Origin of the sequence: Blastomonas sp., assembly GCF_041747255.1 — a bacterium.
GTDB lineage: Bacteria > Pseudomonadota > Alphaproteobacteria > Sphingomonadales > Sphingomonadaceae > Blastomonas.
Genome location: NZ_JBGTFM010000510.1, coordinates 1 through 21,840 on the forward strand (window position 1 = coordinate 1; position 21,840 = coordinate 21,840).

General features: G+C 61.3%; 28 protein-coding genes, 1 tRNA gene and 1 other RNA gene. 8 read left to right on the plus strand and 22 right to left on the minus strand.

All coding sequences use genetic code 11. The features are described from left to right. From nuoG to ndhC, 11 genes are all read right to left on the minus strand, one after another. Positions 1 to 1,355 (minus strand): NADH-quinone oxidoreductase subunit NuoG (gene nuoG / locus ACEW8G_RS16775; RefSeq protein ID WP_373489533.1); only part of this gene is annotated, 1,355 nt, incomplete at its 3' end. 6 nt (positions 1,356 to 1,361) lie between these two features. Then, positions 1,362 to 1,802: a hypothetical protein gene (locus tag ACEW8G_RS16780; protein WP_373489534.1), complete on the minus strand. Its 441-nt coding sequence runs from the start codon at positions 1,800 to 1,802 to the stop codon at positions 1,362 to 1,364. A 185-nt stretch (positions 1,803 to 1,987) separates the two neighbouring features. Further along, positions 1,988 to 3,298, minus strand: coding sequence for an NADH-quinone oxidoreductase subunit NuoF (nuoF, locus tag ACEW8G_RS16785; protein ID WP_373489535.1), 1,311 nt, complete (start codon positions 3,296 to 3,298; stop codon positions 1,988 to 1,990). A gap of 1 nt (position 3,299) precedes the next feature. Beyond that, positions 3,300 to 3,560, minus strand: a complete 261-nt coding sequence (locus ACEW8G_RS16790) for a hypothetical protein (protein ID WP_373489536.1) — start codon at positions 3,558 to 3,560, stop codon at positions 3,300 to 3,302. Beyond that, on the minus strand, positions 3,560 to 4,228 hold the full coding sequence (locus tag ACEW8G_RS16795; RefSeq protein ID WP_373489537.1) for an NAD(P)H-dependent oxidoreductase subunit E: 669 nt from the start codon (positions 4,226 to 4,228) through the stop codon (positions 3,560 to 3,562). The genes ACEW8G_RS16790 and ACEW8G_RS16795 overlap by 1 nt, the downstream gene beginning before the upstream one ends. Continuing rightward, positions 4,228 to 4,458: a hypothetical protein gene (locus tag ACEW8G_RS16800; RefSeq protein WP_373489538.1), complete on the minus strand. Its 231-nt coding sequence runs from the start codon at positions 4,456 to 4,458 to the stop codon at positions 4,228 to 4,230. The genes ACEW8G_RS16795 and ACEW8G_RS16800 overlap by 1 nt, the downstream gene beginning before the upstream one ends. Beyond that, complete coding sequence (locus tag ACEW8G_RS16805; protein ID WP_373489539.1) at positions 4,455 to 4,739, minus strand: hypothetical protein; 285 nt, start codon at positions 4,737 to 4,739, stop codon at positions 4,455 to 4,457. The genes ACEW8G_RS16800 and ACEW8G_RS16805 overlap by 4 nt, the downstream gene beginning before the upstream one ends. After that, positions 4,736 to 5,977, minus strand: a complete 1,242-nt coding sequence (locus ACEW8G_RS16810; protein WP_373489540.1) for an NADH-quinone oxidoreductase subunit D — start codon at positions 5,975 to 5,977, stop codon at positions 4,736 to 4,738. The genes ACEW8G_RS16805 and ACEW8G_RS16810 overlap by 4 nt, the downstream gene beginning before the upstream one ends. Then, complete coding sequence (locus ACEW8G_RS16815) at positions 5,974 to 6,723, minus strand: NADH-quinone oxidoreductase subunit C (protein WP_373489541.1); 750 nt, start codon at positions 6,721 to 6,723, stop codon at positions 5,974 to 5,976. Before ACEW8G_RS16815 ends, ACEW8G_RS16810 begins: the two co-directional genes overlap by 4 nt. Before the next feature lie 44 nt (positions 6,724 to 6,767). Further along, the gene (locus ACEW8G_RS16820) at positions 6,768 to 7,286 is read right to left on the minus strand and encodes an NADH-quinone oxidoreductase subunit B family protein (protein WP_373489542.1); all 519 of its coding nucleotides are present in this window, start codon (positions 7,284 to 7,286) and stop codon (positions 6,768 to 6,770) included. Positions 7,287 to 7,330: 44 nt separating this feature from the next. Beyond that, positions 7,331 to 7,696 carry an NADH-quinone oxidoreductase subunit A gene (gene ndhC / locus ACEW8G_RS16825; protein WP_373489543.1) on the minus strand — a complete coding sequence of 122 codons (366 nt, stop codon included), beginning with the start codon at positions 7,694 to 7,696 and terminating at the stop codon, positions 7,331 to 7,333. On the opposite strand from ndhC, the gene ACEW8G_RS16830 reads away from it, so the two are divergent. After that, a complete protein-coding gene (locus ACEW8G_RS16830; RefSeq protein ID WP_373489544.1) occupies positions 7,678 to 8,403 on the plus strand; it encodes a YbjN domain-containing protein in 726 nt (241 codons plus the stop codon). The two genes, ndhC and ACEW8G_RS16830, sit on opposite strands and share 19 nt — an antisense overlap. A 16-nt stretch (positions 8,404 to 8,419) precedes the next feature. Here the strand turns inward: ACEW8G_RS16830 and ACEW8G_RS16835 are convergent, their stop codons facing one another. Continuing rightward, positions 8,420 to 9,238 (minus strand): inositol monophosphatase, encoded by an 819-nt coding sequence (locus tag ACEW8G_RS16835; RefSeq protein WP_373489545.1) that lies wholly within the window; start codon positions 9,236 to 9,238, stop codon positions 8,420 to 8,422. 15 nt (positions 9,239 to 9,253) lie between these two features. Beyond that, on the minus strand, positions 9,254 to 9,817 hold the full coding sequence (efp, locus tag ACEW8G_RS16840) for an elongation factor P (protein WP_373489546.1): 564 nt from the start codon (positions 9,815 to 9,817) through the stop codon (positions 9,254 to 9,256). Positions 9,818 to 10,063: 246 nt separating this feature from the next. Between efp and ACEW8G_RS16845 the strand changes: the two genes are divergently transcribed. Then, entirely contained in the window at positions 10,064 to 10,276 is a 213-nt protein-coding gene (locus tag ACEW8G_RS16845; RefSeq protein ID WP_373489547.1) for a hypothetical protein, read from the plus strand. On the opposite strand, the gene thiE is transcribed toward ACEW8G_RS16845, so the two are convergent. The 7 genes from thiE to tkt all read right to left on the minus strand — a co-directional run bounded on the left by thiE (position 10,244) and on the right by tkt (position 18,032). Beyond that, positions 10,244 to 10,927, minus strand: a complete 684-nt coding sequence (gene thiE, locus ACEW8G_RS16850) for a thiamine phosphate synthase (RefSeq protein ID WP_373489548.1) — start codon at positions 10,925 to 10,927, stop codon at positions 10,244 to 10,246. The two genes, ACEW8G_RS16845 and thiE, sit on opposite strands and share 33 nt — an antisense overlap. Before the next feature lie 51 nt (positions 10,928 to 10,978). Beyond that, positions 10,979 to 12,037 (minus strand): hypothetical protein, encoded by a 1,059-nt coding sequence (locus tag ACEW8G_RS16855; RefSeq protein WP_373489549.1) that lies wholly within the window; start codon positions 12,035 to 12,037, stop codon positions 10,979 to 10,981. A gap of 117 nt (positions 12,038 to 12,154) precedes the next feature. Next, the gene (locus ACEW8G_RS16860) at positions 12,155 to 13,054 is read right to left on the minus strand and encodes a fructose bisphosphate aldolase (protein WP_373489550.1); all 900 of its coding nucleotides are present in this window, start codon (positions 13,052 to 13,054) and stop codon (positions 12,155 to 12,157) included. A gap of 101 nt (positions 13,055 to 13,155) precedes the next feature. Next, positions 13,156 to 13,800, minus strand: a complete 645-nt coding sequence (locus tag ACEW8G_RS16865) for a TIGR02466 family protein (protein WP_373489551.1) — start codon at positions 13,798 to 13,800, stop codon at positions 13,156 to 13,158. A 2-nt stretch (positions 13,801 to 13,802) separates the two neighbouring features. Then, the gene (gene pgk, locus ACEW8G_RS16870) at positions 13,803 to 14,993 is read right to left on the minus strand and encodes a phosphoglycerate kinase (protein ID WP_373489552.1); all 1,191 of its coding nucleotides are present in this window, start codon (positions 14,991 to 14,993) and stop codon (positions 13,803 to 13,805) included. A gap of 24 nt (positions 14,994 to 15,017) precedes the next feature. After that, on the minus strand, positions 15,018 to 16,025 hold the full coding sequence (gap, locus tag ACEW8G_RS16875; protein ID WP_373489553.1) for a type I glyceraldehyde-3-phosphate dehydrogenase: 1,008 nt from the start codon (positions 16,023 to 16,025) through the stop codon (positions 15,018 to 15,020). A 33-nt stretch (positions 16,026 to 16,058) separates the two neighbouring features. Next, positions 16,059 to 18,032: a transketolase gene (tkt, locus tag ACEW8G_RS16880; RefSeq protein WP_373489554.1), complete on the minus strand. Its 1,974-nt coding sequence runs from the start codon at positions 18,030 to 18,032 to the stop codon at positions 16,059 to 16,061. Between the two features lie 246 nt (positions 18,033 to 18,278). Here tkt and ACEW8G_RS16885 point away from each other — a divergent pair, with 246 nt between their 5' ends. The 5 genes from ACEW8G_RS16885 (at position 18,279) to ACEW8G_RS16905 (ending at position 19,805) form a co-directional block, all read left to right on the plus strand. Then, positions 18,279 to 18,443 (plus strand): hypothetical protein, encoded by a 165-nt coding sequence (locus tag ACEW8G_RS16885; RefSeq protein ID WP_373489555.1) that lies wholly within the window; start codon positions 18,279 to 18,281, stop codon positions 18,441 to 18,443. A gap of 8 nt (positions 18,444 to 18,451) precedes the next feature. Beyond that, positions 18,452 to 18,829: a cell division protein ZapA gene (locus ACEW8G_RS16890; protein ID WP_373489556.1), complete on the plus strand. Its 378-nt coding sequence runs from the start codon at positions 18,452 to 18,454 to the stop codon at positions 18,827 to 18,829. Positions 18,830 to 18,837: 8 nt separating this feature from the next. Next, a non-coding RNA gene (gene ssrS / locus ACEW8G_RS16895) (6S RNA) lies at positions 18,838 to 18,994 on the plus strand. 11 nt (positions 18,995 to 19,005) lie between these two features. Beyond that, on the plus strand, positions 19,006 to 19,599 hold the full coding sequence (locus ACEW8G_RS16900; protein ID WP_373489557.1) for a 5-formyltetrahydrofolate cyclo-ligase: 594 nt from the start codon (positions 19,006 to 19,008) through the stop codon (positions 19,597 to 19,599). Continuing rightward, on the plus strand, positions 19,596 to 19,805 hold the full coding sequence (locus ACEW8G_RS16905) for a DUF2842 domain-containing protein (protein WP_373489558.1): 210 nt from the start codon (positions 19,596 to 19,598) through the stop codon (positions 19,803 to 19,805). Before ACEW8G_RS16900 ends, ACEW8G_RS16905 begins: the two co-directional genes overlap by 4 nt. A gap of 73 nt (positions 19,806 to 19,878) precedes the next feature. On the opposite strand, the gene ACEW8G_RS16910 is transcribed toward ACEW8G_RS16905, so the two are convergent. Together ACEW8G_RS16910 and ACEW8G_RS16915 are read right to left on the minus strand one after the other, a co-directional pair. Beyond that, a tRNA-Asp gene (locus ACEW8G_RS16910) sits at positions 19,879 to 19,955 on the minus strand. Between the two features lie 42 nt (positions 19,956 to 19,997). After that, positions 19,998 to 21,182, minus strand: a complete 1,185-nt coding sequence (locus ACEW8G_RS16915) for an AI-2E family transporter (protein ID WP_373489559.1) — start codon at positions 21,180 to 21,182, stop codon at positions 19,998 to 20,000. Positions 21,183 to 21,370: 188 nt separating this feature from the next. Here ACEW8G_RS16915 and ACEW8G_RS16920 point away from each other — a divergent pair, with 188 nt between their 5' ends. Further along, entirely contained in the window at positions 21,371 to 21,835 is a 465-nt protein-coding gene (locus tag ACEW8G_RS16920; protein WP_373489560.1) for a hypothetical protein, read from the plus strand. The last annotated feature ends 5 nt before the right edge of the window (positions 21,836 to 21,840 follow it).

A 21,840-nucleotide genomic window follows, 5' to 3' on the forward strand; every position in this document is an offset into this window, starting at 1 on the left:
AGCGCCGCGCCCTGCGCTCCAGCCACGCCGAGCGCGCCGCCGCCCATGATCAACGCGGGCCGCTTGGCCCCCTTGAGCACATCTGCAACTGCACCTGGCAGGTTCGCCAGAAGCCCCATGTCGTTGCCCAGCCATTCGACCTTGTAGGTCAGGTCTATTGCATCGCCGATGCCATAAACCTTGGCGCCATGCTTCACCGCCTTGCGGATGCGCGTGTTGGCGAGCGGTGCTTCCCAGCGCGGGTTGGTACCCACCAGCAAGATCACGTCCGCTGTCTCGATGCCATTCAGCGTCGAGTTGAAATTGACCGCAGCAAGGTTGCTGACGTCATAGTTCAGCCCCGCCTGGCGCCCTTCAATCAGCGTCGAGCCCATTTGCGCGAGCAGTTCGCGCGCGGCGAACATCGTTTCGCAATCGAGCAGATCGCCGGCAACTGCCGCCACACTCGAACCGGCGTTCACCGCAGCAATCGCCGCAAACGCCTCGGCCCAGCTCGCTTCGACCAGCTTGCCGTCGCGGCGCACATAGGGGCGGTCGAGCCGCCGCCGCGTCAAACCATTGACCGCATAGCGGGTCTTGTCGTTGGCCCACTCCTCATTCACATCGTCGTTGACGCGCGGGAGCACGCGCATGACTTCCCTGCCCCGGCTGTCGAAACGGATGTTGGTGCCGATACCATCCATCACATCGATGCCGAGCGTCTTTTTCAGCTCCCAGGGACGCGCCTCAAAGGCGTAAGGCTTGCTGGTCAGCGCGCCGACCGGGCACAGATCGATGACATTGCCCGAGAGCTCTGACGTCACTGCCTTTTCCAGATAGCTGGTGATCTGCATGTTCTCGCCGCGCCCGATGGAGCCAATCTCCTCAACCCCCGCGACTTCCTCGGCAAAACGCACGCACCTGGTGCAGTGGATGCAGCGCGTCATCGCCGTCTTGATGATCGGCCCCATGTATTTGTCGGTGACCGCACGCTTGTTTTCATCAAAGCGCGAACCGCCACGGCCATAGAAAAGCGACTGGTCCTGCAGATCGCACTCGCCGCCCTGATCGCAGATCGGGCAATCGAGCGGGTGATTGATCAGCAGAAACTCCATGACGCCTTCGCGCGCCTTCTGGACCATTTCGCTGTCGGTGCGGATGTCCTGGTTATCCATTGCGGGCAACGCGCAGCTCGCCTGCGGCTTGGGCGGCCCCGGCTTCACCTCGACCAGACACATGCGGCAATTGCCCGCAATGCTCAGCCGTTCATGATAACAGAAACGTGGGATCTCCTTGCCCGCAGCCTCGCAAGCCTGCAACACGGTCGCGCCCTGCGGCACCTCGACCTCGATCCCGTCTACGGTGAGTTTAGGCATTCGTTGTTATCCCGCCTGTTCAGCGCCAGCAGCGACCACGCGCAACGCTGCGGTGGCCAGTATTGCACGTAGACCGCTCGTGCTCATGACCGGCGACAGTCCGCTTCCGGCGCAACGGTTGACCGTCGGGGTGAGGGCCTTGGCCATGGCCATTTCCTGCTCGCCCGCAACATCGGATTCAAAAAGCCCGGCCACGTCTGCAGGCGCGGTGCGCACAACGCAGATGGCAAGTGCATCGCTGGCATTGCGCGGCTCGGGCGCGACGCTGTCAGCGGCGCGGACCAGCGTATCGCGCGCGGGGGCAAAGCGGGTTTCCAGCAACCTTTCGGCCATGCCAGCCGCAAACAGGATGCCCGCTGACTGCATCTTGCCGCCAGCAAGACATTGACGATTATCGATGGCCAGCGTCCGAAGGGCGGAACGATAGGCCGTTGTTCGAAAATCCATCTGCAGCGTTTTCAAAGCTTTTTCCGTGCTGTTGTCTGCTGCGCATGCAGCAAATGCATGCATGGTTTGACGCGCTTTGGGTGTCGATTCGCTTTCCACAGGACCTGCAGTTTGCGCTGCGGCAAATGTTGATATGGGCAATGTTGCGCCAAAAAAAGCGATGATGAGATTGATCGAACAGTGCTTCATTCCGCAGCCTCCATCAACGGGCCTGAACCCTGTTTTTCGATGATCCGACGCTCCATCTCGGGGCGGAAGTGTTTGATCAGGCCCTGGATCGGCCAGGCCGCTGCATCGCCCAGCGCGCAGATGGTGTGGCCTTCGACCTGCTTGGTGACCTCATAAAGTGTATCGATCTCGTTGATGTCTGCGTCGCCGGTGCGCATCCGCTCCATCACCCGCCACATCCATCCGGTGCCCTCGCGGCACGGGGTGCACTGGCCGCAGCTTTCATGCTTGTAGAAATAGCTCAAGCGGCTGATTGCCTGAACAATGTCAGTCGACTTGTCCATGACGATGACCGCAGCAGTACCAAGCCCCGAGCCAACCTCTTTCAAGCCATCGAAATCCATCGGCGCGTCGATGATCTGCGCCGCCGGCACCAGCGGCACTGACGATCCGCCCGGGATCACCGCGAGCAGATTGTCCCAGCCGCCACGAATGCCGCCGCAGTGCTTTTCGATCAATTCGCGGAACGGGATGCTCATCGCTTCCTCGACCACGCAAGGTTTGTCGACATGGCCGCTGATCTGGAACAGCTTGGTGCCCTTGTTGTTTTCACGCCCGAAGCTCGCGAACCACGCCGCGCCGCGCCGCAGGATGGTTGGTACAACTGCGATGGACTCGACGTTGTTCACCGTCGTCGGGCAACCATAGAGGCCGGCGCCTGCCGGAAACGGAGGCTTCAGGCGAGGCTGGCCCTTCTTGCCCTCAAGGCTCTCGATCATCGCGGTTTCTTCGCCGCAAATATAGGCGCCTGCGCCGCGATGGACGAACACGTCGAAATCATAGCCCGATTTGGCGGCATTCTTGCCGATCAGCCCCGCAGCATAGGCCTCGTCTACTGCAGCCTGAAGAACCTCGGCTTCGCGAATATATTCGCCGCGCACATAGATATAGGCGGCGCGCGCGCGCATCGCGAAACCCGCGATCAACGCACCCTCGATCAGCTTGTGCGGATCGTGGCGCAGGATCTCGCGGTCCTTGCAGCTGCCCGGCTCCGACTCATCGGCGTTGACAACAAGGAAGCTAGGGCGGCCGTCCTTGCTTTCCTTCGGCATGACGCTCCACTTCATACCCGTCGGAAAGCCAGCACCTCCACGCCCGCGCAGGCCCGATGCCTTCATCTCCTCGATGATCTTGTCCTGGCCCCAGGCGATCAGGTCCTTGGTGTTGTCCCAATCGCCGCGCGCCTGCGCCTCTTTGAGGTTCCATGGCTGGAACCCGTAAAGATTGGTGAAGATGCGATCCTTGTCAGCGAGAAAATCAGAGCTCATGTCAATCCTCACCCGCCTCGCGCAATTCCAGCCGACGATCAATACGACCGATGCGTTCGCCAACATGATCGAGCCTGCGGTTTACGCCAGCCATACTGACTTCAACTTGAGCCACCCGAACCGACGTGGACGCAACGCCCTGCTCAACGTCGGTGAGCCTCGATTTTATGTCAGACAGCTCCATTCGCATTTCCTGCTGTTCTGCCCGAACTTTTTTAAGCAATTCAAAGGTCAGATTCGCAATGTCAGACTGTGTGGCCATCACCATTCCCCGCGATAGTCGTGGTTGGCATCGACCATGGCCTTAAGCGTGGTCGGGCCACCTTCCGGCTCGCTGGTGTTGCGTCCGGCAATCTGGGTACCAGGCCTCGGGCTCTCGCCTGCTGCCAGCGCCTCAAGGATGCGCGTCGTGCTGTCATAGTCGAGGTCTTCGAAATTGTCGTCGTTGATCTGGACCATCGGCGCATTCGAGCAGTTGCCCATGCACTCGACCTCGGTCAACGTGAACAGCCCGTCGGGGGTGGTCCTCCCCTTGACCAGCCCCTTGTTGGCGCACGCGGCCATCACATCGTCGCTGCCGCGCAACAGGCATGGCGTCGTGCCGCAGACCTGCACATGAAAGCGGCCAACCGGCGCGAGATTATACATCGTGTAAAAGCTCGCGACCTCATAGGCTCGGATGAACGGCAGATCGAGCTGGGCCGCGACATATTCGATCACCGGCACCGGCAGCCAGCCCTGGGTTTGCGTTTCCGCCCCCACCTGCCGCTGCGCCAGATCGAGCAGTGGCATGACAGCCGAGCGCTGACGCCCCTCGGGATAGCGCGCGATGTACGTTTTCGCCTTGGCAAGGTTTTCGCTCGTGAACGCAAAACCACCCCAGCGGGCGCGAGTTTCGGTTTCATCGGGGATATGCGGTGCATCAGCCATTATTTGGCGTCCGTCAGATCAAGGCGACGTTCCACACGTGCCAATCGCTCATCAAAACGGTCCATACGATGGTTAAGGCCGGACACTGAAATTATTATGCCTGCGAGATGTTCATCGACAGCGCTTGCCCGCATTTTGAGGTCCATGATGTCGCCCTTCAACTCGGAGATGCCAGCCTGCATCTTCTGCAGGACCGAATAGATCAGCTCGTTGGTGACATTTTCCGTCATGGTGTGCTCTCCACCTGGGTTGAGGCCGGCTGACTCACCAAGTTTTCCCGCTGTTTCCGCCTGCGCTGCACACGTGGATACAGGAATCCCCACCAGGCTGCATTGAACACGACCCCGGCAACAATTGCCGACATGCCGGTCAACAGCGGCCATTCGGGCAATTCAATAAACCGGGCATGCGATGCCCAGCCAAGCACCATCCACAGCACGCCGATCACGGTCATCGCCGTCATGTATCGCTCTGCAAACGCGTCCCAGCGATCAATGGCACGGTTCATCACCGGTCGCACTCCCCGAACACCACGTCGATGGCGCCAAGAACCGCCGTTGCATCAGACAGCATGTGGCCCTTGCACATGAAGTCCATGGCCTGCAGGTGCGAAAATGCGGTCGGGCGGATCTTGCAACGGTAGGGCTTGTTGGTGCCGTCGCTGACCAGATAGACGCCGAACTCGCCCTTGGGGCTTTCGGTCGCAACATAGACCTCGCCAGCGGGCACGTGGAAGCCTTCGGTATACAGCTTGAAGTGGTGAATCAGCGCTTCCATCGACTGCTTCATGTCGCCGCGCTTCGGTGGCACGACCTTGCGATCATCCGCTGCAACCGGGCCTTCGGGCATGTTGGCAAGACACTGTTTGATGATCCTTGCAGATTGCCGCACCTCTTCAACGCGGACCATGAACCGGTCATAGCAATCGCCGCGCGTGCCGACCGGCACGTCGAATTCCATCTGCGCGTAGACGTCATATGGCTGCGACTTGCGCAGATCCCAGGCTATGCCCGCGCCACGGATCATCGGGCCGGAAAAGCCCCAGCGCACGGCATCGGCCTGCGAGACGACCGCGATATCCACATTGCGCTGTTTGAAGATGCGGTTGTCCACAACCAGGCTCATCGCGTCCTCAAACAGCTGCGGCAACCGCGTGTCGAGCCAGTCGCCGATGTCAGTCAACACCTTGAGCGGAATATCCTGATGCACCCCGCCGGGGCGGAACCATGCCGCATGCATGCGCGCACCCGATACGCGTTCGTAGAAGTTCATGCAGTCTTCGCGCAGCTCAAACAGCCACAGATTGGGTGTCATTGCCCCGACATCCATCACGTGCGCACCCAGATTGAGCATGTGGTTCTTGATGCGCGTGAGTTCAGCCATCAACACCCGCAAATATTGCGCGCGGATCGGCACCTCAAGATCGAGCAGCTTCTCGATGGCCAATACGTAGCTGTATTCCTGCGCCAGTGGCGAGCAGTAATCGAGCCGGTCGAAATAGGGCAAGGCCTGCAGATAGGTCTTGTATTCGATCAGTTTTTCGGTGCCGCGATGCAGCAAGCCGACGTGGCAATCAATCCGCTCGATGATCTCGCCGTCAAGCTCCATCACCATGCGCAACACGCCGTGCGCTGCCGGGTGCTGCGGGCCGAAATTAATCGTATAGTTCTGGATTTCCAGATCGCCTGCGGTCGAATCCTGTTCAACCAGGCTATCGCCCAAATCGTCGTGAAGCGCCTCGGCACTCATGCCTTGCCCCCCTTATTGTCAGGACCTTTGTCTGCATTGTCGCTGGGCTTGGCCGCTTCCTTGTTGGCCTGCTTGCCAGCGCCAGTGTCGGACTGTTTCTCTGTAGTCTTGGGAATGTCGACTTGCGGCGGGCCATCGGGCGCTTTTTCATCGCCCGGCAGCGGATAATCGGCACCTTCCCACGGCGAGAGAAAATCAAAATTACGAAAATCCTGCGCCAACTTCACCGGCTCATACACCACCCGGCCCTGCTCTTCGGAATAGCGCATCTCGCTGTAGCCGGTGAGCGGAAAGTCCTTGCGGAACGGATGGCCGCGAAAACCATAGTCGGTGAGGATACGGCGCAGATCGGGGTTGCCGGCAAAGATCACGCCAAAAAGGTCATAGACCTCGCGCTCCAGCCAGCCCGCCACTGGCCACAATGTCGTGACGGTCGGCACAGGCGTATTTTCATCGGTGGTGCAGGCAACCCTGATGCGATGGTTTTTGGTGAGGCTCAGCAAACAATAAACGATCTCGAACCGCTCGGCACGGGCGGGATAATCCACCCCGGCAATCTCGACCAACTGCTGGTAGTCGTGGTTGTCGCGCAAAAGTTCGAGCGCTTCGGCAATGCTCTCGCGCTGCACGGTGAAGCAATATTCGTCATGTGTCTGACGCACCGCGATCAGCCGCGCACCCAGCGTTGCGGCCACCGCATCGCCAAGCCCTTCCAACACAGCATAGCGTGGTGCTGAATGTCCCATCTTCATTCCTTCGTCAGCCAGCCTCCCAGCCGGCCTTCACTCAATCATCGCTCAATCGTGCCGACCCGGCGGATCTTGCGCTGCAACTGCATCACGCCATACAGCAATGCCTCAGCGGTCGGCGGACAACCCGGTACGTAAATATCGACCGGAACGATCCGGTCACAGCCGCGCACCACCGAATAGCTGTAATGATAGTAACCGCCGCCATTGGCACAGCTGCCCATCGAAATCACATATTTCGGGTTCGACATCTGATCATACACACGGCGCAGCGCGGGCGCCATCTTGTTGCACAAGGTACCCGCAACGATCATCACATCAGACTGGCGCGGAGAGGCGCGCGGCGCGACGCCAAAGCGCTCCATATCATAGCGCGGCATGCTGACGTGGATCATCTCCACCGCGCAGCAGGCAAGACCAAAGGTCATCCACCATAAAGAACCGGTCCGCGCCCACTGGAACAGGTCTTCGGTCGTGGTGACCAAAAAGCCTTTGTCGGCAACTTCAGCATTGATATCGTTCAGAAATGCGACATCAGGCAGCGTACCGGTGCCGGGCACGAGCGCCCTTGAGGTGCCAGCATGCGACCCGGCGGTCTGAGGCCCTACTCCCAATCGAGTGCTCCCATTTTCCATTCGTAGACAAAGCCCACCGTGAGAATCCCCAAGAATACCATCATTGCGCCCCAGGCTTCCCAACCCAAATCAAGGAAGGTCACCGCCCAAGGAAACAGGAACGCGACCTCAAGATCGAAGATGATGAACAGGATCGCGACGAGATAAAAGCGGACATCAAATTGACTGCGCGAATCTTCGAACGCGGGGAAACCGCATTCATATTCGGTCAGCTTGGCGACCGATGGATCATGCGCTCCCGTCAGCCTCGATACACCCATCGGCAGAAAAACAAATGCGACCGAAAGGATCAGCGCGACCGCAAGGAACAGCAGGATTGGCAGATATTCAGCCATGCGCGTTTCCCGATATGCGTGATGCTTGCGCGGTCTTTAGGCCCGCATTTGCGTTATCGCAACCCACCTGCCTGCGCTTTTTTGTGGGTCCACCCATGCGCTTGCAAGCAACGCTGATCCACGTTGCACCACGTGCAACTCTGCGCCAAAATGCCTGCGAGCTCTGGGGCGCATCATCAAAGCCCGGCGGGCTGGAACATGGGGGCAAGCTCAGCATGAAAACCTATATCAATATTTTTTTGGCGGTGACGCTGCTGGCTGGCGCAACAGTTGGAGCGTTCCCTGCGGCGGCACAGACAATTGCAGCCGAGCGGCCTGCCAGCGTCCTTCATGTACTAAAGTCGCTTGGCCTGCCCGGCGAAATCAAGAACCAGCCCAACGGAGCGCCTTATATCAGCAGCACGCATGATAATATGCCGTTCGTGATCGCGATGATGAACTGCAACGACCAGAACGAAGTTTGCAAAACGATGCAGTTCTATTTCGGCTTCAATGATCGCAAGGGCTTCAGCCTTGAGCACATCAATAGCTGGAACAGCGGCAAGCGTTTCGTGCGCGCCTATCGCGACAGCGAGGACGATCCGGTGCTGGTGATGGATGTCGATACCGACAAGGGCGGCATTCCCGACGCCGTGTTCCGCGAAAATCTAGATGTCTGGCTGAACCAGATGCAGAATTTCCGCCGCTTCGTGCTGGACCAGGACTGAACGCGATCCGCCCCGGTCAGCGCAACGCGCCGACCAACAGCTTGTGTAAACGCGAGTGCATCGCGTCATTGCCGGCCAGCATCTGCTGACGTTCCATTGGCTGCGCGCCGCCGCGATAGTCGGTGACGAAACTGCCCGCCTCGCGCACCAGCAGGATGCCCGCGGCCACGTCCCAAGGCTCGAGCCCGCTTTCCCAGAAGCCATCGTAACGCCCCGCGGCCACCCAGGCGAGATCGAGTGACGCAGCGCCAAAGCGGCGGATACCGGCTACTTCTGGCGCAATCGCTCCGAAGATGCGGGTCCATTCGCTCATGTCACCATGGCCCATATAGGGTATGCCGGTTGCGACCAAAGCCTCGTTGAGATTGCGCCTGCCCGAGACTCGCAGACGGCGATCCTGCAACCAGGCACCGCGCGATTTTTCTGCCCAATAGCTTTCGTCGGTCAGCGGTTGATAGATCATGGCCGCGCTGATCTCGCCCCAGCACTTGCCGTCGAGCGTCGGCTCCTGCACCGCAATTGAAATGGCGAAATGCGGGATACCGTGCAGGAAGTTGCTGGTGCCGTCGAGCGGATCGATGATGAAGCGCGGGCGACCGTCGTCCGCCGGAATATCGCCGCCCTCTTCAAGCAGAAAACCCCAGCCGGGCCGCGCCTTGGACAGCTCATCATACAGGATGCGCTCAGCGCGCTGGTCAGCCTTGGACACGAAGTCCGCCGGGCCTTTTTGCGACACCTGCAGATGCTCGACCTCGCCGAAATCGCGGCGCAGGCGTCCGCCCGCCTTGCGCGCGGCGCTTTCCATGACCCGGATGATGGCTGAAATGGCAGGCATGTCTGGCGGGTCCGATCAATCCGCCTTGCGGACATATTCCTTGGCGTAGACGTCAACGACAATGCGCGTGCCGCTGCTGATATGCGGCGGCACCATTACGCGCACGCCGTTGTCGAGGATGGCGGGCTTGTAGCTCGACGAGGCGGTCTGCCCCTTCACCACCGCATCAGCCTCGACAATCGTCGCTTCGATCTGGTCGGGCAATGCCACCGAGATTGGGCGTTCGTCATACATTTCGAGCGTGACCTGCATCCCGTCCTGCAGAAACGCGGCTTCATCACCCAGCAGCTTGGCGGCGATGGTGATCTGCTCAAAATTCTCTTCGTCCATGAACACGAACGCATCGCCATCCGCGAACAGGAACTGGAAGTCCTTGGTGTCGAGCCGCACCTTCTCGACCGTATCGGCGCTGCGATAGCGGATATTGGTCTTGCGGCCGTCCTCGAGGTTCTTCATCTCGACCTGCATGAACGCGCCGCCCTTGCCGGGCTGGGTATGCTGGATCTTGGCGACCTTCCAGATACCACCTTCATGTTCCAGAATGTTGCCGGGGCGAATATCGACACCGCTGATTTTCATGCGAGGCTCGTTTCCGTTTGATTGTCAGGAATTGGACATGCGCCCTAGGCGCTCGCCCGGATTATGGCAAGGTTTTTGGGCACGGCCAGCGCGCGACCGACCGGGCCACATCGATCGGACCGGATCGGGCGTTGATCGAAACCGGGCTCCGGCGTCCATTCCTTACTATTATGTTACGACGATCGCTGGTAAATGTCATACCCAGTGTTTATACCCTGCCATGACGTGGAATTCTGGAACAAAGATATGCCGCTGCTCAGCCTGAAAACACCCGCTGCCGGGATCTTTGGCAGAGCGCCCAATGCGATCACCAGCGCGCTGGGGTGCCGCAACGAACCGCTGCCCGATGTCGAGACGTTCGAGGAAGATTTCCTCGCCTATCTGAACCGGCTCGACGTTGCGGCGCGCATTCGCGCTGAAGCATCATCATCGCGCGATAAATCGCTCGTGTGCAGTTGAGCGTTCCTCAGCGCAGAGTTCAGTAAAAGCCCTCACCGCCGCTTCAGGTCCCTCGGGATGCGCCCAGATACCGCCGCTGACCGCAATAAAATCAGCCCCAGCAGCGATCAATGGCCGGGCGTTATCCACCGTAATCCCGCCAATCGCGACACACGGCAATTCCATCAGCGATGACCACCAATGCAGGATATCGGGGTCCGCCTGCGCCTTGGCGTCCTTGGTGCTGCTGGGATAAAACGCGCCGAACGCGACATAATCCGCCCCGGCATCGCCCGCCTCAAGCGCCAGATGACGGCTGTCATGGCAGGTCACGCCGATCTGTGCCTCACGTCCCAGCGCCTCGCGCGCCTCGCGCGGATCACCATCGCTCTGCCCCAGATGCACACCGTCCGCAGCCAGCCGCTTGGCCAGCGCGACATCATCATTGACGATGAACGCACAGTCATGCTCGGCGCAGATCGCCTGTAACGGCGCTGCCAGCCGCGCAGCCTCGTGCTGATCGACGCCTTTCACCCGGAACTGAAACGCCGCAACCTTGCCACCGGCCAAAGCGGCGCGCAGCCGCTCGGGGAAGTCTCCGCCCACATCCAGCGGTGAAATCAGATAAAGTTGGCACGGATTTCGTGCCTCAGGATGCGAAGTCGTTGTCATCCCGCCTCCTTATGCGGCAGCGCCGACAATGTCACCAGCTTCGCGAGGCCATTATGGAAACGCCATGTAAACCCAGACGGGCCGGTACAGCGGTTGGCCCGAGGCGTCGATCGGCGTCACCGCATCGGCCACCGGTGAGCCGTGCGCAGGCGCGATCGTGATGCCGGCCGGAATTGGGTTGGGCGGTGCGCTGGTCGATAGCTGGCGGGTGTTGCCGAAAGGCGGCGTGCCGCCATCGACCGAGACCAGCACACCAAATCCATCCAGTCCGATCTGCCGCCACCCGGCGCGCACCTGGCTCAAGAAAACAAGAGGGTCGGCGGTGTGGGTGAGGCCGTAATGGCGCGACGCAGGGGTCATTCCGGGTCGTGCCATCCATAGCGCCAGGCCATCAGCGCCCGGCCCGGGATCGGCGGGACCGGAAAACATCGCCACCCGGTCTACCGTCACGGTCTTGCCGATAAACGCGGCATGGCCCGATCCCTGCGAATGCCCACCAACGGTGATCAGCGCCCAGTTTAGCGATGAACCGCTCAAATATTGACCCCAACCTTCATTCGGGAAATTGAGTGCCAAATGGCGGAGCAGCGACACCAGCCGCCCGGTAATTGAATTTGCAGAATTGACACTGACCGAACTGCTGCTGTTTGCGCCGGTCAATATCTCCTGGCGCACATTGCCTGCGCATTCCGGGTCGGTAGAGCCCGAGCACAGCGTCGCAACCGCATCGTCATTGGGATAGGTGAGGCCGATTGCGTGGTAACCGCGTTCTGCTGCTGTTCGCACGATCAGACGATATGTGCGGGGCACGGCGCCAGTGCCGGGAAGCATGACGAACAATTTGCCGCGAGCCGCCACCGCCGGATCGGGGTTGATGACAAAATGCGGCGACAGGTTGCTGTCGATTGCAAAATCAGTGACGGCAGGTGCGATTTCGCGCGCGACTGCCGGCGGTGCCGGGGGCGGTGCTGGTGTCGGGGCCGGGGCTGGAGCAGGTGGAGGCATCGGCGCAACGCTGACCGGCGGCGAGGACGGGGTTGGCGGTGCATCACTCCCACAACCCACAGCGAGGCTTGCCAACAGACCTAACACCACCTTGCGTGACTGCATCTCGTGTTCCTGCGGTTATTTCAGCGATTTTAATCGCAGTACGGCACCAGCATGACAAGCAGCGCAAAGGTACTAAATTGTAATGGTGCCAGACCCGTCATTACCCAAGGTTTTGAGTCAGGCAACGGATGCTGCGTGAATCTCCCCGATCGCCTCATCAAGCGAACTGTTGAATTCCTCATCGCTCATGTGGTGATTGAGATCATTGAGCAGTGCGCGCGAGAAGCTGGCGATCACGCCTTGATTCTTGGCGAGTTCCACGCAGGCATCGGCGCGGCTGAAGCCGCCCGACAATGCGACAACGCGGATCACGGCGGGGTGCGCCACCAGATCAGCAAACAATCCGGCCTGCGCAGGCAGCGACAGCTTGAGCATGACACGGCGGCCTTCGGAAAGCGCATCGAGCGCTTTTTTAAGCTCGGCAAGCAGGATGGCGTCGCATTCGGCGCGCGTCTCGCTCTTGATCGACACTTCCGGCTCGATGATCGGCACAAGGCCATGATCGATAATCTGGTTGGCGACGGCAAACTGCTGCTCGACAATGGCCCTGATGCCGCCCGCCGATGCTGAATTGATGACCGAGCGCATCTTTGTGCCGAAAATGCCAAGCGCCCTGGCGCGGTCCAGCAGCGTATCCAAACCCGCGATGGATTTCATCAGCTGCACGCCGTCGGCCTCATCTTCCAGACCCTTGTCAACCTTGAGGAACGGGACCACGCCGCGCTCCCACAGCAGCTGGGGCACTGGCTTGCCATCGGCTTGGCCGTCCATCGTGCGTTCAAACAGGATCGCGCCGATCACCTTTTCGCCGCTGAAGCAGGGCGAGGTAACGATGCGGCTGCGCATCGCGTGGATCAGCGCGAACATTTCTTCATCGTCCGACCATGCACCCTGATCAATGCCATAGCCAGCGAGTGCCTTGGGGGTCGATCCGCCGCTCTGGTCGAGCGCGGCGATAAAGCCTGCGCCGGTTTCGATCTTGGCGAGCATCTGGTTGAAAACGTTGGTGTCGGTCATGCAATCCTCGTGAACATCTGGCCTCTTGGGCATCTGGCGGGTCATCTGACGCGTCCCCTATCGCTGCGGCGGGATATCGGCAAGCGCCTTGTGCTGCGGCGTCAACGTGCGGGCTGGCGCGGCCTCGCGGTCAGGTTGATCGCGATGGAAATCCGCTCTGACTCGCCATGCCAGCTGGTGACCGAATGGCCAAGCCAGCCGGGAAACATCACCAGCAGACCGGGTTCGGGGACGATTTCGTGGAGCTGTTCGGGCTGGCAATCGGCAAAGCGCAAATCGGGCGCGTGCATATCGAGCGCGGGCAGACGCGGGTCGTGCAGCCGCAGCCTGCCGCCGCCGTCGGCCTCTGCCTGAACGAAATAAACCGCCGCCCAATAGGTCGCGCCATGGCTGTGCTGAACATTGGCGGCGCCCTGCCCGTTGATGTTCGCCCAACCCTCAAGCAACCAGCCGCGCCGACCCAGCGCCTCCGCGCGCACATCCTGCGTATGCGCATCGGCAAGGGTGATGACGGCGCGCGCGAGTTCGTGCGAGGCTTCTCCCGCCCATTCGAACAAACGCGTATCCGAATGCCAGCCACCCGCATTGGAGCGCTGGATGCCGGTGTCGCCCGACCGTCGTTCGCAGATCGCCTGCGCAAGCGCCGCGTTCAGCGCGGCAGCATTGGGCATCCGGTGACGGATCAGCGGGGTGGCAAACAGGCCTGTGACCTCGGCGCGACCGTCAGAAGGCGGCACGTCCGCCATGCTCAGCGGTGCAGCGCCTTGACGCCGGGCAATTCGATGCCTTCCATCCATTCAAGGAAAGCGCCGCCAGCGGTTGAAACATAAGAAAAATCATCACCCACACCGGCGTGGTTGAGCGCAGCCACGGTATCACCGCCGCCTGCGACCGACACCAATGTGCCCTCACGCGTCAGCGCCGCTGCGGTGCGTGCCAGCGCCACCGTTGCCCTGTCGAACGGCGGATATTCGAATGCGCCCAGCGGACCGTTCCAAACGAGCGTGCGGCAGGTCTTGAGCACATCGGACAGCGCCTCGACCGCTGCATCGCCGATATCGAGGATCATCTCGTCGGCAGCGACCTCGTGCACGTTGACGGTGCGATGGTCGGCATGCGCGGCGAATGTCTTTGCCACGACGACATCATAAGGAAGATGCACGGTGCAATTGGCCTTGTCCGCCGCATCGAGGATCGCGTTGGCGGTCTCGGCCAGATCATGCTCGCACAATGATGTGCCGACATCCACACCGCGCGCCGCCAGAAATGTGTTGGCCATGCCGCCGCCGATGATCAGATGATCGACCTTGCCGACCAGATGGGTGAGCACATCGAGCTTGGACGACACCTTTGACCCGCCAACCACGGCGGCCACCGGATGCTCGGGCTGGTCCAGTGCGATCTCAAGCGCCTTGAGCTCCGCCTCCATCGCGCGGCCCGCAAACGCCGGGAGCAGATGCGCGAGCCCTTCAGTGCTGACATGCGCGCGGTGCGCCGCTGAAAAGGCATCGTTGACGTAAAAGTCGGCCAGGCTTGCCATCTGCTTGGCGAGTGCCGGGTCGTTGGTCTTTTCGCCGGGGTAAAAGCGCGTATTCTCCAGCACGGTGATGCTGCCCGGCTCGAGAATATCCACGGCATGCCGGTCAGGCGCGCCAAGAAACCCGACATGGCGGCCCATCACCGACGCCAGAGCGCCAGCCATCGGCTGCAGCGACAGCGCCGGATCAACCTTGCCATCGGGCCGCCCGAAATGCGCGAGCACCAGCACCTTGGCACCATGATCTGCGAGCTCGGCCAGGGTTGGCATGGCTGCAAGCAGGCGGGTATCGTCAGACACCACACCGTCGTGCATCGGCACGTTCAGGTCTTCGCGGACCAGCACCGGCTTGCCCGCAATCCCGTGCGGATCAGCGAGCAGATCATCGATGGTCTTGAACATCGCAGCCACCCTTCCTTTGCTGGCTTACAGCAGGCCCGCCATCACGCCTGCGGTATCGACCATGCGGTTGGAAAATCCCCATTCATTGTCATACCAGCTGACCACGCGCACCAGCTTGCCGTCGATCACCGCGGTTTCCAGGCTGTCGATGGTCGAGCTGGCCGGGTCATGGTTGAAATCGATCGAGACCAGCGGCTCATCGGTATAGGCGAGCACGCCCTTCAAAGCGCCCTCGGACGCGGCTTTCAGCGCGCCGTTGATTTCCTCGACACTGGTGTCGCGGCCGGGCGTGAAAGTCAGGTCAACAAGGCTGACATTGGGGGTCGGCACGCGGATCGCCGATCCGTCGAGCTTGCCCTTCAGTTCGGGCAATACGAGGCCAACCGCACGCGCCGCGCCCGTGGTGGTGGGGATCATCGACATCGCAGCAGCGCGCGCGCGGCGCATGTCACCATGAATCTGGTCGAGGATCTTCTGGTCGTTGGTGTAGCTGTGGATCGTGGTCATCAGCCCGCGCTCAATGCCGACGAGGTCATTCAAGACCTTGGCCACCGGCGCGAGGCAGTTGGTCGTGCAGCTGGCATTGGAGACGACGACATCATCGGCGGTCAGCACGTCATGGTTGACGCCGAACACGATGGTCTTGTCCGCGCCGCCCGCAGGTGCCGAGATCAGCACCCGCTTGGCACCGGCGGTGAGATGCGCACTCGCCTTTTCCTTGTCAGCGAAAAAGCCCGTGCATTCCAGCGCAATATCAACGCCAAGCGCAGCGTGCGGCAGCTTGGCCGGGTCGCGCTCTGCGGTCACCCTGATCGCCCTGCCGTTGACGACGATGGTATCACCAACCGCCTCGACCGTGCCGGGGAAAGGCCCATGAACACTGTCACGCTTGAACAGCAGCGCATTGGACTTGGCATCGGCCAGATCGTTGATCGCAACCAGTTCAAGATCGTGATCGGTGCGCTCAAGCAGCGCACGCGCCACGAGACGACCGATGCGGCCAAACCCATTGATTGCAACTTTGACGGTCATGAAGCCTTCTCCTGAGAAAATTGTCTGATTAGCTTAGCGTTCGGCGAGTGCGGCTTGCACCACAGGGGCGATCTTGTCGACGGTGAGGCCAAAATGATCGAACAGCGCATCAATCGGCGCCGATGCGCCAAAGCTGTCGATGCCAAAGCGCAGGCCGTCTGCGCCAACATAGCGGTCCCAGCCGAAGGTGACCCCCGCCTCAAGCGAGACTTTCATCATATCGGCCGGCAACAGATCAGCGCGGTAGCTGTCAGGCTGCGCATCGAACAGCGACCAGCATGGCATCGATACAACGTCCGCGCCAACCCCGGCAGCTTCAAGCGCATCGGCGACGCCGAGCGCGAGCGATACCTCTGATCCGGTGCCAATCAGCACGACCTGCCGCCGGTTGCCCGCTGCCTTGATGCGATAGGCACCGCGCGCGCATGCATTGCTATCGGCTTCGCTGCGCCGGAATTGCGGCAGGTTCTGACGGGTGAGTGCAAGCACGCTGGGGCTCGTTTTCGCCTGCAGCGCCAATTCCCAGCATTCAGCGGTTTCCACCGCATCGGCAGGACGGAACACCAGCAGGTTGGGCATCATCCGCAGGCTCATGACATGCTCGACCGGCTGATGGGTCGGGCCATCTTCGCCAAGGCCAATGCTGTCATGGGTCATTACATAGATCACCCGCTGCCGCTGCAGCGCCGACAGGCGGATTGCGGCGCGGCAATAATCGGTGAACACCAGAAACGTGCCGCCATAGGGAATGACGCCGCCGTGCAACGCCATGCCGTTCATCGCGGCGGCCATGCCGAATTCACGAATACCATAATAGACGTAACGCCCGCCGGGATTGTCAGCGCTCATCACGCCCAGCCCCGCCGTCTTGGTGTTGTTCGATCCGGTCAGATCGGCCGACCCACCAACGGTCTCGGGCAGACGCGGATTGATCGCACCCAGCGCCAGTTCCGATGCCTTGCGGGTGGCGACCTTTTGCGGTTCGGCGAGCAGCCCGGCGATGTGCTGCGACAAGCTGAAACCTGAGGGCAGATCCCCCGCCATACGCCGCGTCAGTTCGGCGCGCTTGTCGGACGCTGCCAGCCGTGCACGCCAGTCAGCATGCGCCTCGGCACCGCGTGCGCCAAAGCCCTGCCACACGGCGCGGATGTCGTCGGGCACCACGAATGGCGCGTGCTTCCACCCAAGCTGGGTCCTGACCGCGTCCACCTCTGCCGCTCCAAGCGCTGCACCGTGCGTCGCCGATGTGCCCTGCTTGTTGGGCGCGCCCTTGCCGATGATGGTGGCACAGGCAATCAGCGACGGGCGCGGATCGGCCAAAGCTCCATCAAGCGCCGCACGGATCGAAGCCGGGTCATGCCCGTCGCAATCAACCACATGCCAGCCGGTGGCGCGATATCGTGCGCGAATGTCTTCGCTGGTCGACAGGTTGGTCGCGCCATCGATGGTGATCTTGTTGTCGTCCCATAGCACATTCAGCCGCCCGAGGCCGAGATGCCCGGCGAGCCCGATCGCCTCATGGTTGATACCTTCCATCAGGCAGCCGTCGCCTGCGACCACCCAGGTGCGGTGATCGACCAGCGCATCGCCGAACTGCGCATTTAGATGCCGCTCAGCCATCGCCATGCCTACCGCCATCGCCAGCCCCTGACCCAGCGGACCGGTGGTGCTCTCTACGCCTGGCAGCTCAAAATTCTCAGGATGCCCGGCGCACGGGCTGTGCAGCTGGCGGAAATTGCGGATGTCCTCGATGGTCGGGCGCGCATAGCCGGTAAGGTGCAGCACCGAATACAACAACATCGAGCCATGGCCTGCCGACAGCACGAACCGGTCGCGGTCCGCCCAATCGGGGGCTGATGCGTCGAACTTGAGATAGTCGCCAAACAACACGGTCGCGACATCCGCCATGCCCATCGGCATGCCGGGGTGGCCGCTGTTGGCCGCCTCTACAGCATCCATCGCCAGCACGCGGATTGCGTTGGCAAGATCCTCAAAAACCACCGTCATTGCCGCGCACTTTCAGCTTCAGGTCAAAACATCATCCGCAAGGCGACCGGGCAAAACGTGCCAGCCAGCCTTAAAATGCCGACGGCGAGTCGCCTGCGGGCTCACCCTTTGGTGGCCACGGTGCATCGCGTCAAGTTCCGCAAGCCTGTAGCGTGTGCACATTCTTGCGCTCATGTGATTTCATGCTACTGTCATATCATGGCAAATGAACGACTTATCCTTGCTATTGCCCAAATGGAGCGAGCTTTGACCAAGATTGAAGCGCTGCAGGCAAACGCAACTGCAGGGCCGTCGTCCGACACGCCTGTCGCTGCCGATCACGCGGCGCTGGTGACGCGGCACGATCAGCTGAAAGTCGCGGCAGCCCGGACGCTCAGCGATATCGACGCGCTGCTGGCCAGCCAGAGCTAGCGCCTGCCATGCCAGACATCCGCCTCGCCATTGCCGGACGCCAGTTCACGGTCACCTGCCAACCCGGAGAGGAGCAGCATCTGGCGCGGCTCGGCACCATGCTCGACACCGCCGCGCGCAAGGCGGCGCCCAATGCCACCAGCCTGACCGAGACGCGCGCGCTGCTGTTTGCCGGGCTCGTCCTGGCCGATGAGCTTTCCGAAACCATCGACGCGCGGGCCAATGCGCCTGCCAGCGATGCCGTCCAGTCGACACCAGCGCCGCAGCAGGGTGAGCTAATGGTCACCGACAATTACGATGATCTGGCGGCGCGCGCGATCGAGCGCCTGACCGAACGGCTTGAAAATCTTGCAACGGCCCTTGAGAAGGGCCCGCATCCGGCTTAGATTAAACATTGGGACTGCCTGGTACGAGCTGCAGAGAACATCCCTGAGGCGATACATCTACCAAGGGAGCTGTCCCTGTCCTGGCTCCGGCTAAGGGCACACGGCGCCCACCTGACGTTACTGGCGTCAGAGGATATTCCAGCAAACGGCCAAGGCGGTTCCAACCTTTTCGCGTTATGACCAGCATACCCGATCAAAAGCGTGCCCTGCGCAAGACGATGCGCGCGGCGCGAAAGGCGCACTGGCAGGCGATCCCCTTATCGCACCGCGCTTTGGTGTTCTCCCGCCCGCCGCGCATTGCCGAGCCGCTATTGCTCGGGCAGACCGAGACTGTCGGCCTGTATTGCGCGATGGACGGCGAAGCCCCCACGGCCGGCCTCGCACGCTTTCTGCTTGATCAGGGCCGGTTCATCGCGCTGCCGTGGTTTCACTCACGCACACAGCCGATGGCGTTCAAATTATGGTCGGGCAGCGAAGACACGCTCGTCCCCGGCCCCTGGGGGTTGCAGCCAAGCGCAGCGATGCCCGATGCACAGCCACAGGCGCTGGTGATGCCGCTGCTTGCGTTTGATGCGATGTGCCAGCGGCTCGGCCAAGGCGGCGGGCATTATGACCGCTATATCGCCGGGCATCCGTCCACGCGGCGGATCGGACTGGCGTGGAGCGTGCAAAAGGTTGAAGCCGTGCCGGTCGCACCCCATGATAGTCCGATGCATGCCGTGATCACCGAACAGCGGTTTTTTCTCCGCGAGGACCAGGACAAGTTATGAAGCCGACTTTGCGCAAACCTGTGGGCATATTTGCCATCTTGGCAATTATCACTTTATGGGCTGTACTGGTGGCCAGCTTTTCGGGCGTTATCGGCAACTGGCATATCGCCGCGCAGACGGTGGTCTACGGCATCGCCGGGATCATCTGGATCGCACCGATGCGGCCGCTGATGATCTGGATGGAGACCGGCAACTGGCGTGCTTGATCTTGCTCGCTGATCTGTGAGATATCCCAACGCCTGCAGGTGACCATTATCTCGCGGATGTATCCGCAGAAAGTGGCGCGAGTGACGGGGCTCGAACCCGCGACCTCCGGCGTGACAGGCCGGCGCTCTAACCAACTGAGCTACACCCGCAGTGCGTTGGAGCGCGGCTGATAGAATTGACCTGTGCACCTGTCAACCGGTGTTTGAACTTTTCACCTCGACCGGTTTTGGCGTCTGGCCCGGTGGCGGATCACGCGGCTGCGGATGCCGGGTCAGCGTGCCCGATTCAAACAGGAACCCGGCGATATCCGGCTTGCCCGCCGCCGACACCACCGTCTGGATGATGATCAGCAAGGGCACCGCGAGCAGCGCGCCGGTGGTGCCCCACACCCACGCCCAATAGCTCAGCGAGACGAGGATCAGCAAAGGGTTCATCGTCAGCCTGCGCCCCAGCACCGCCGGCGTGATCAGATTGGCCTCAACGAAGTGGAAGACGATCTGCACGCTCGCCGGGATCAGCGCAGTCCACAAATCGCCGAAGGTCATCAATCCGCCAAGCGCCAGCAGCACCGCCGCCAGCACGGGCCCAAGATAGGGCACAAAATTCAGCAGCGCGACGATGCCGCCCCACATCGCGGGCGAATCCATGCCGAGCAGCCACACCACCACACCCACCGATATGCCGAGCATCAGGTTGATGATGGTGATGGTGGTGAGATAGGCGGAGGTCGCCGACACCACGTTCTGGATGACCCGCGCGGTTGCCATCGCCCCGGTAAAGCTGCCCCGGCTGTTGATCGCATTTTCGCGCAATTTGGTCCAGCCGGCGAGGAAGAAGAAGATCAGCAACACGACAAACGCCATTTGCAGCGCCACCCCAGGGGCCGCACTGGCAAACAGGTCGAGCACCGATTCCGGCGATCCTACCGCAGCCCGCTGCACCTCGGCCATCGGGCCTGTGCTGATCAGCCGGGTGGTATCATCGACGAACTTTTGCAGGTCAGCATATAGATCGATCAGCGGTGCCAGGTTTTCCATGATCTTGGGCAGCCGCTCGGGCAGCAGCAAAAACCAGTCGGTCGCGGGAACCACGATCACTGCCAGCGCGCCGTTGGCCAATACCAGAAACAGGATGATGCAGAGCAACGCTGCCACACCCGAGGGCAGCCCCCGCCGCTCCATCCATTCAAGCGCAGGCACCAGCGCAATCGACAACACGATGGCCACCGCCAGCGGCAGGAAAAACTCCGAACCGGCACGCATCGCAAACGGAAAGGCAAGGAACAGCGCCACCCCGGCGATGAGCGCCAGCGATGCCAGCAGCCGGTCGCGCCGCAGCTCTTCCACAGGGTCGCTATCAATCGGCGGCATCGACATCGGGCGGTTCGCCTTGTTGCATTCGGCTGTCAGAACCCATGTCTGTATCTGCTCATAAATTGCAGCGCAATCCGGCATCATCGGCTTATGCCAAGCTATTCGTTCCCGTGCGTTAACCATATCTTGGTCACCTTTGCCTACATCTGCCGTCAGCCGGACAGCTCCGGCGGGGCAATCTGGGGAAACGCATGTTAAGGGGGGGCCTGGTCCTGTTGGCCTTGGTGGCGCCGGTGGCGGCACTGGCAGCAGACAACGTGCGCACCAGCGCGAGCGTCTTTGTCGAACGCGAGTTTGCCCAGCCCAACGGCGAACGTCGCATCCGGCTGGAACCGGTGCAGCAGGTCAAGCCCGGCGAAAACCTGATCTACATCGTCGAATATCGCAACACCGGCTCCGCGCCGGTGCAGGGATTTACGGTCACCAATCCCCTGCCCCGCACGATCCGGCTGGCGCAAACCTCGGACAGCTCAGAGCAGGTATCGATCGATGGCGGGCGCAGTTGGGGGCAATTGAGCGCCCTCAGGGTCTATCAGCCACGTGTCGGCTGGCGTCCGGCCTATCCCGATGACGTGACCCATCTGCGCTGGCGGGTCGATGATCGGCTGATGCAGGGCGAATCCCGCCGTATCGCCTTTCGCGCCACGGTGCGCTGACCTGG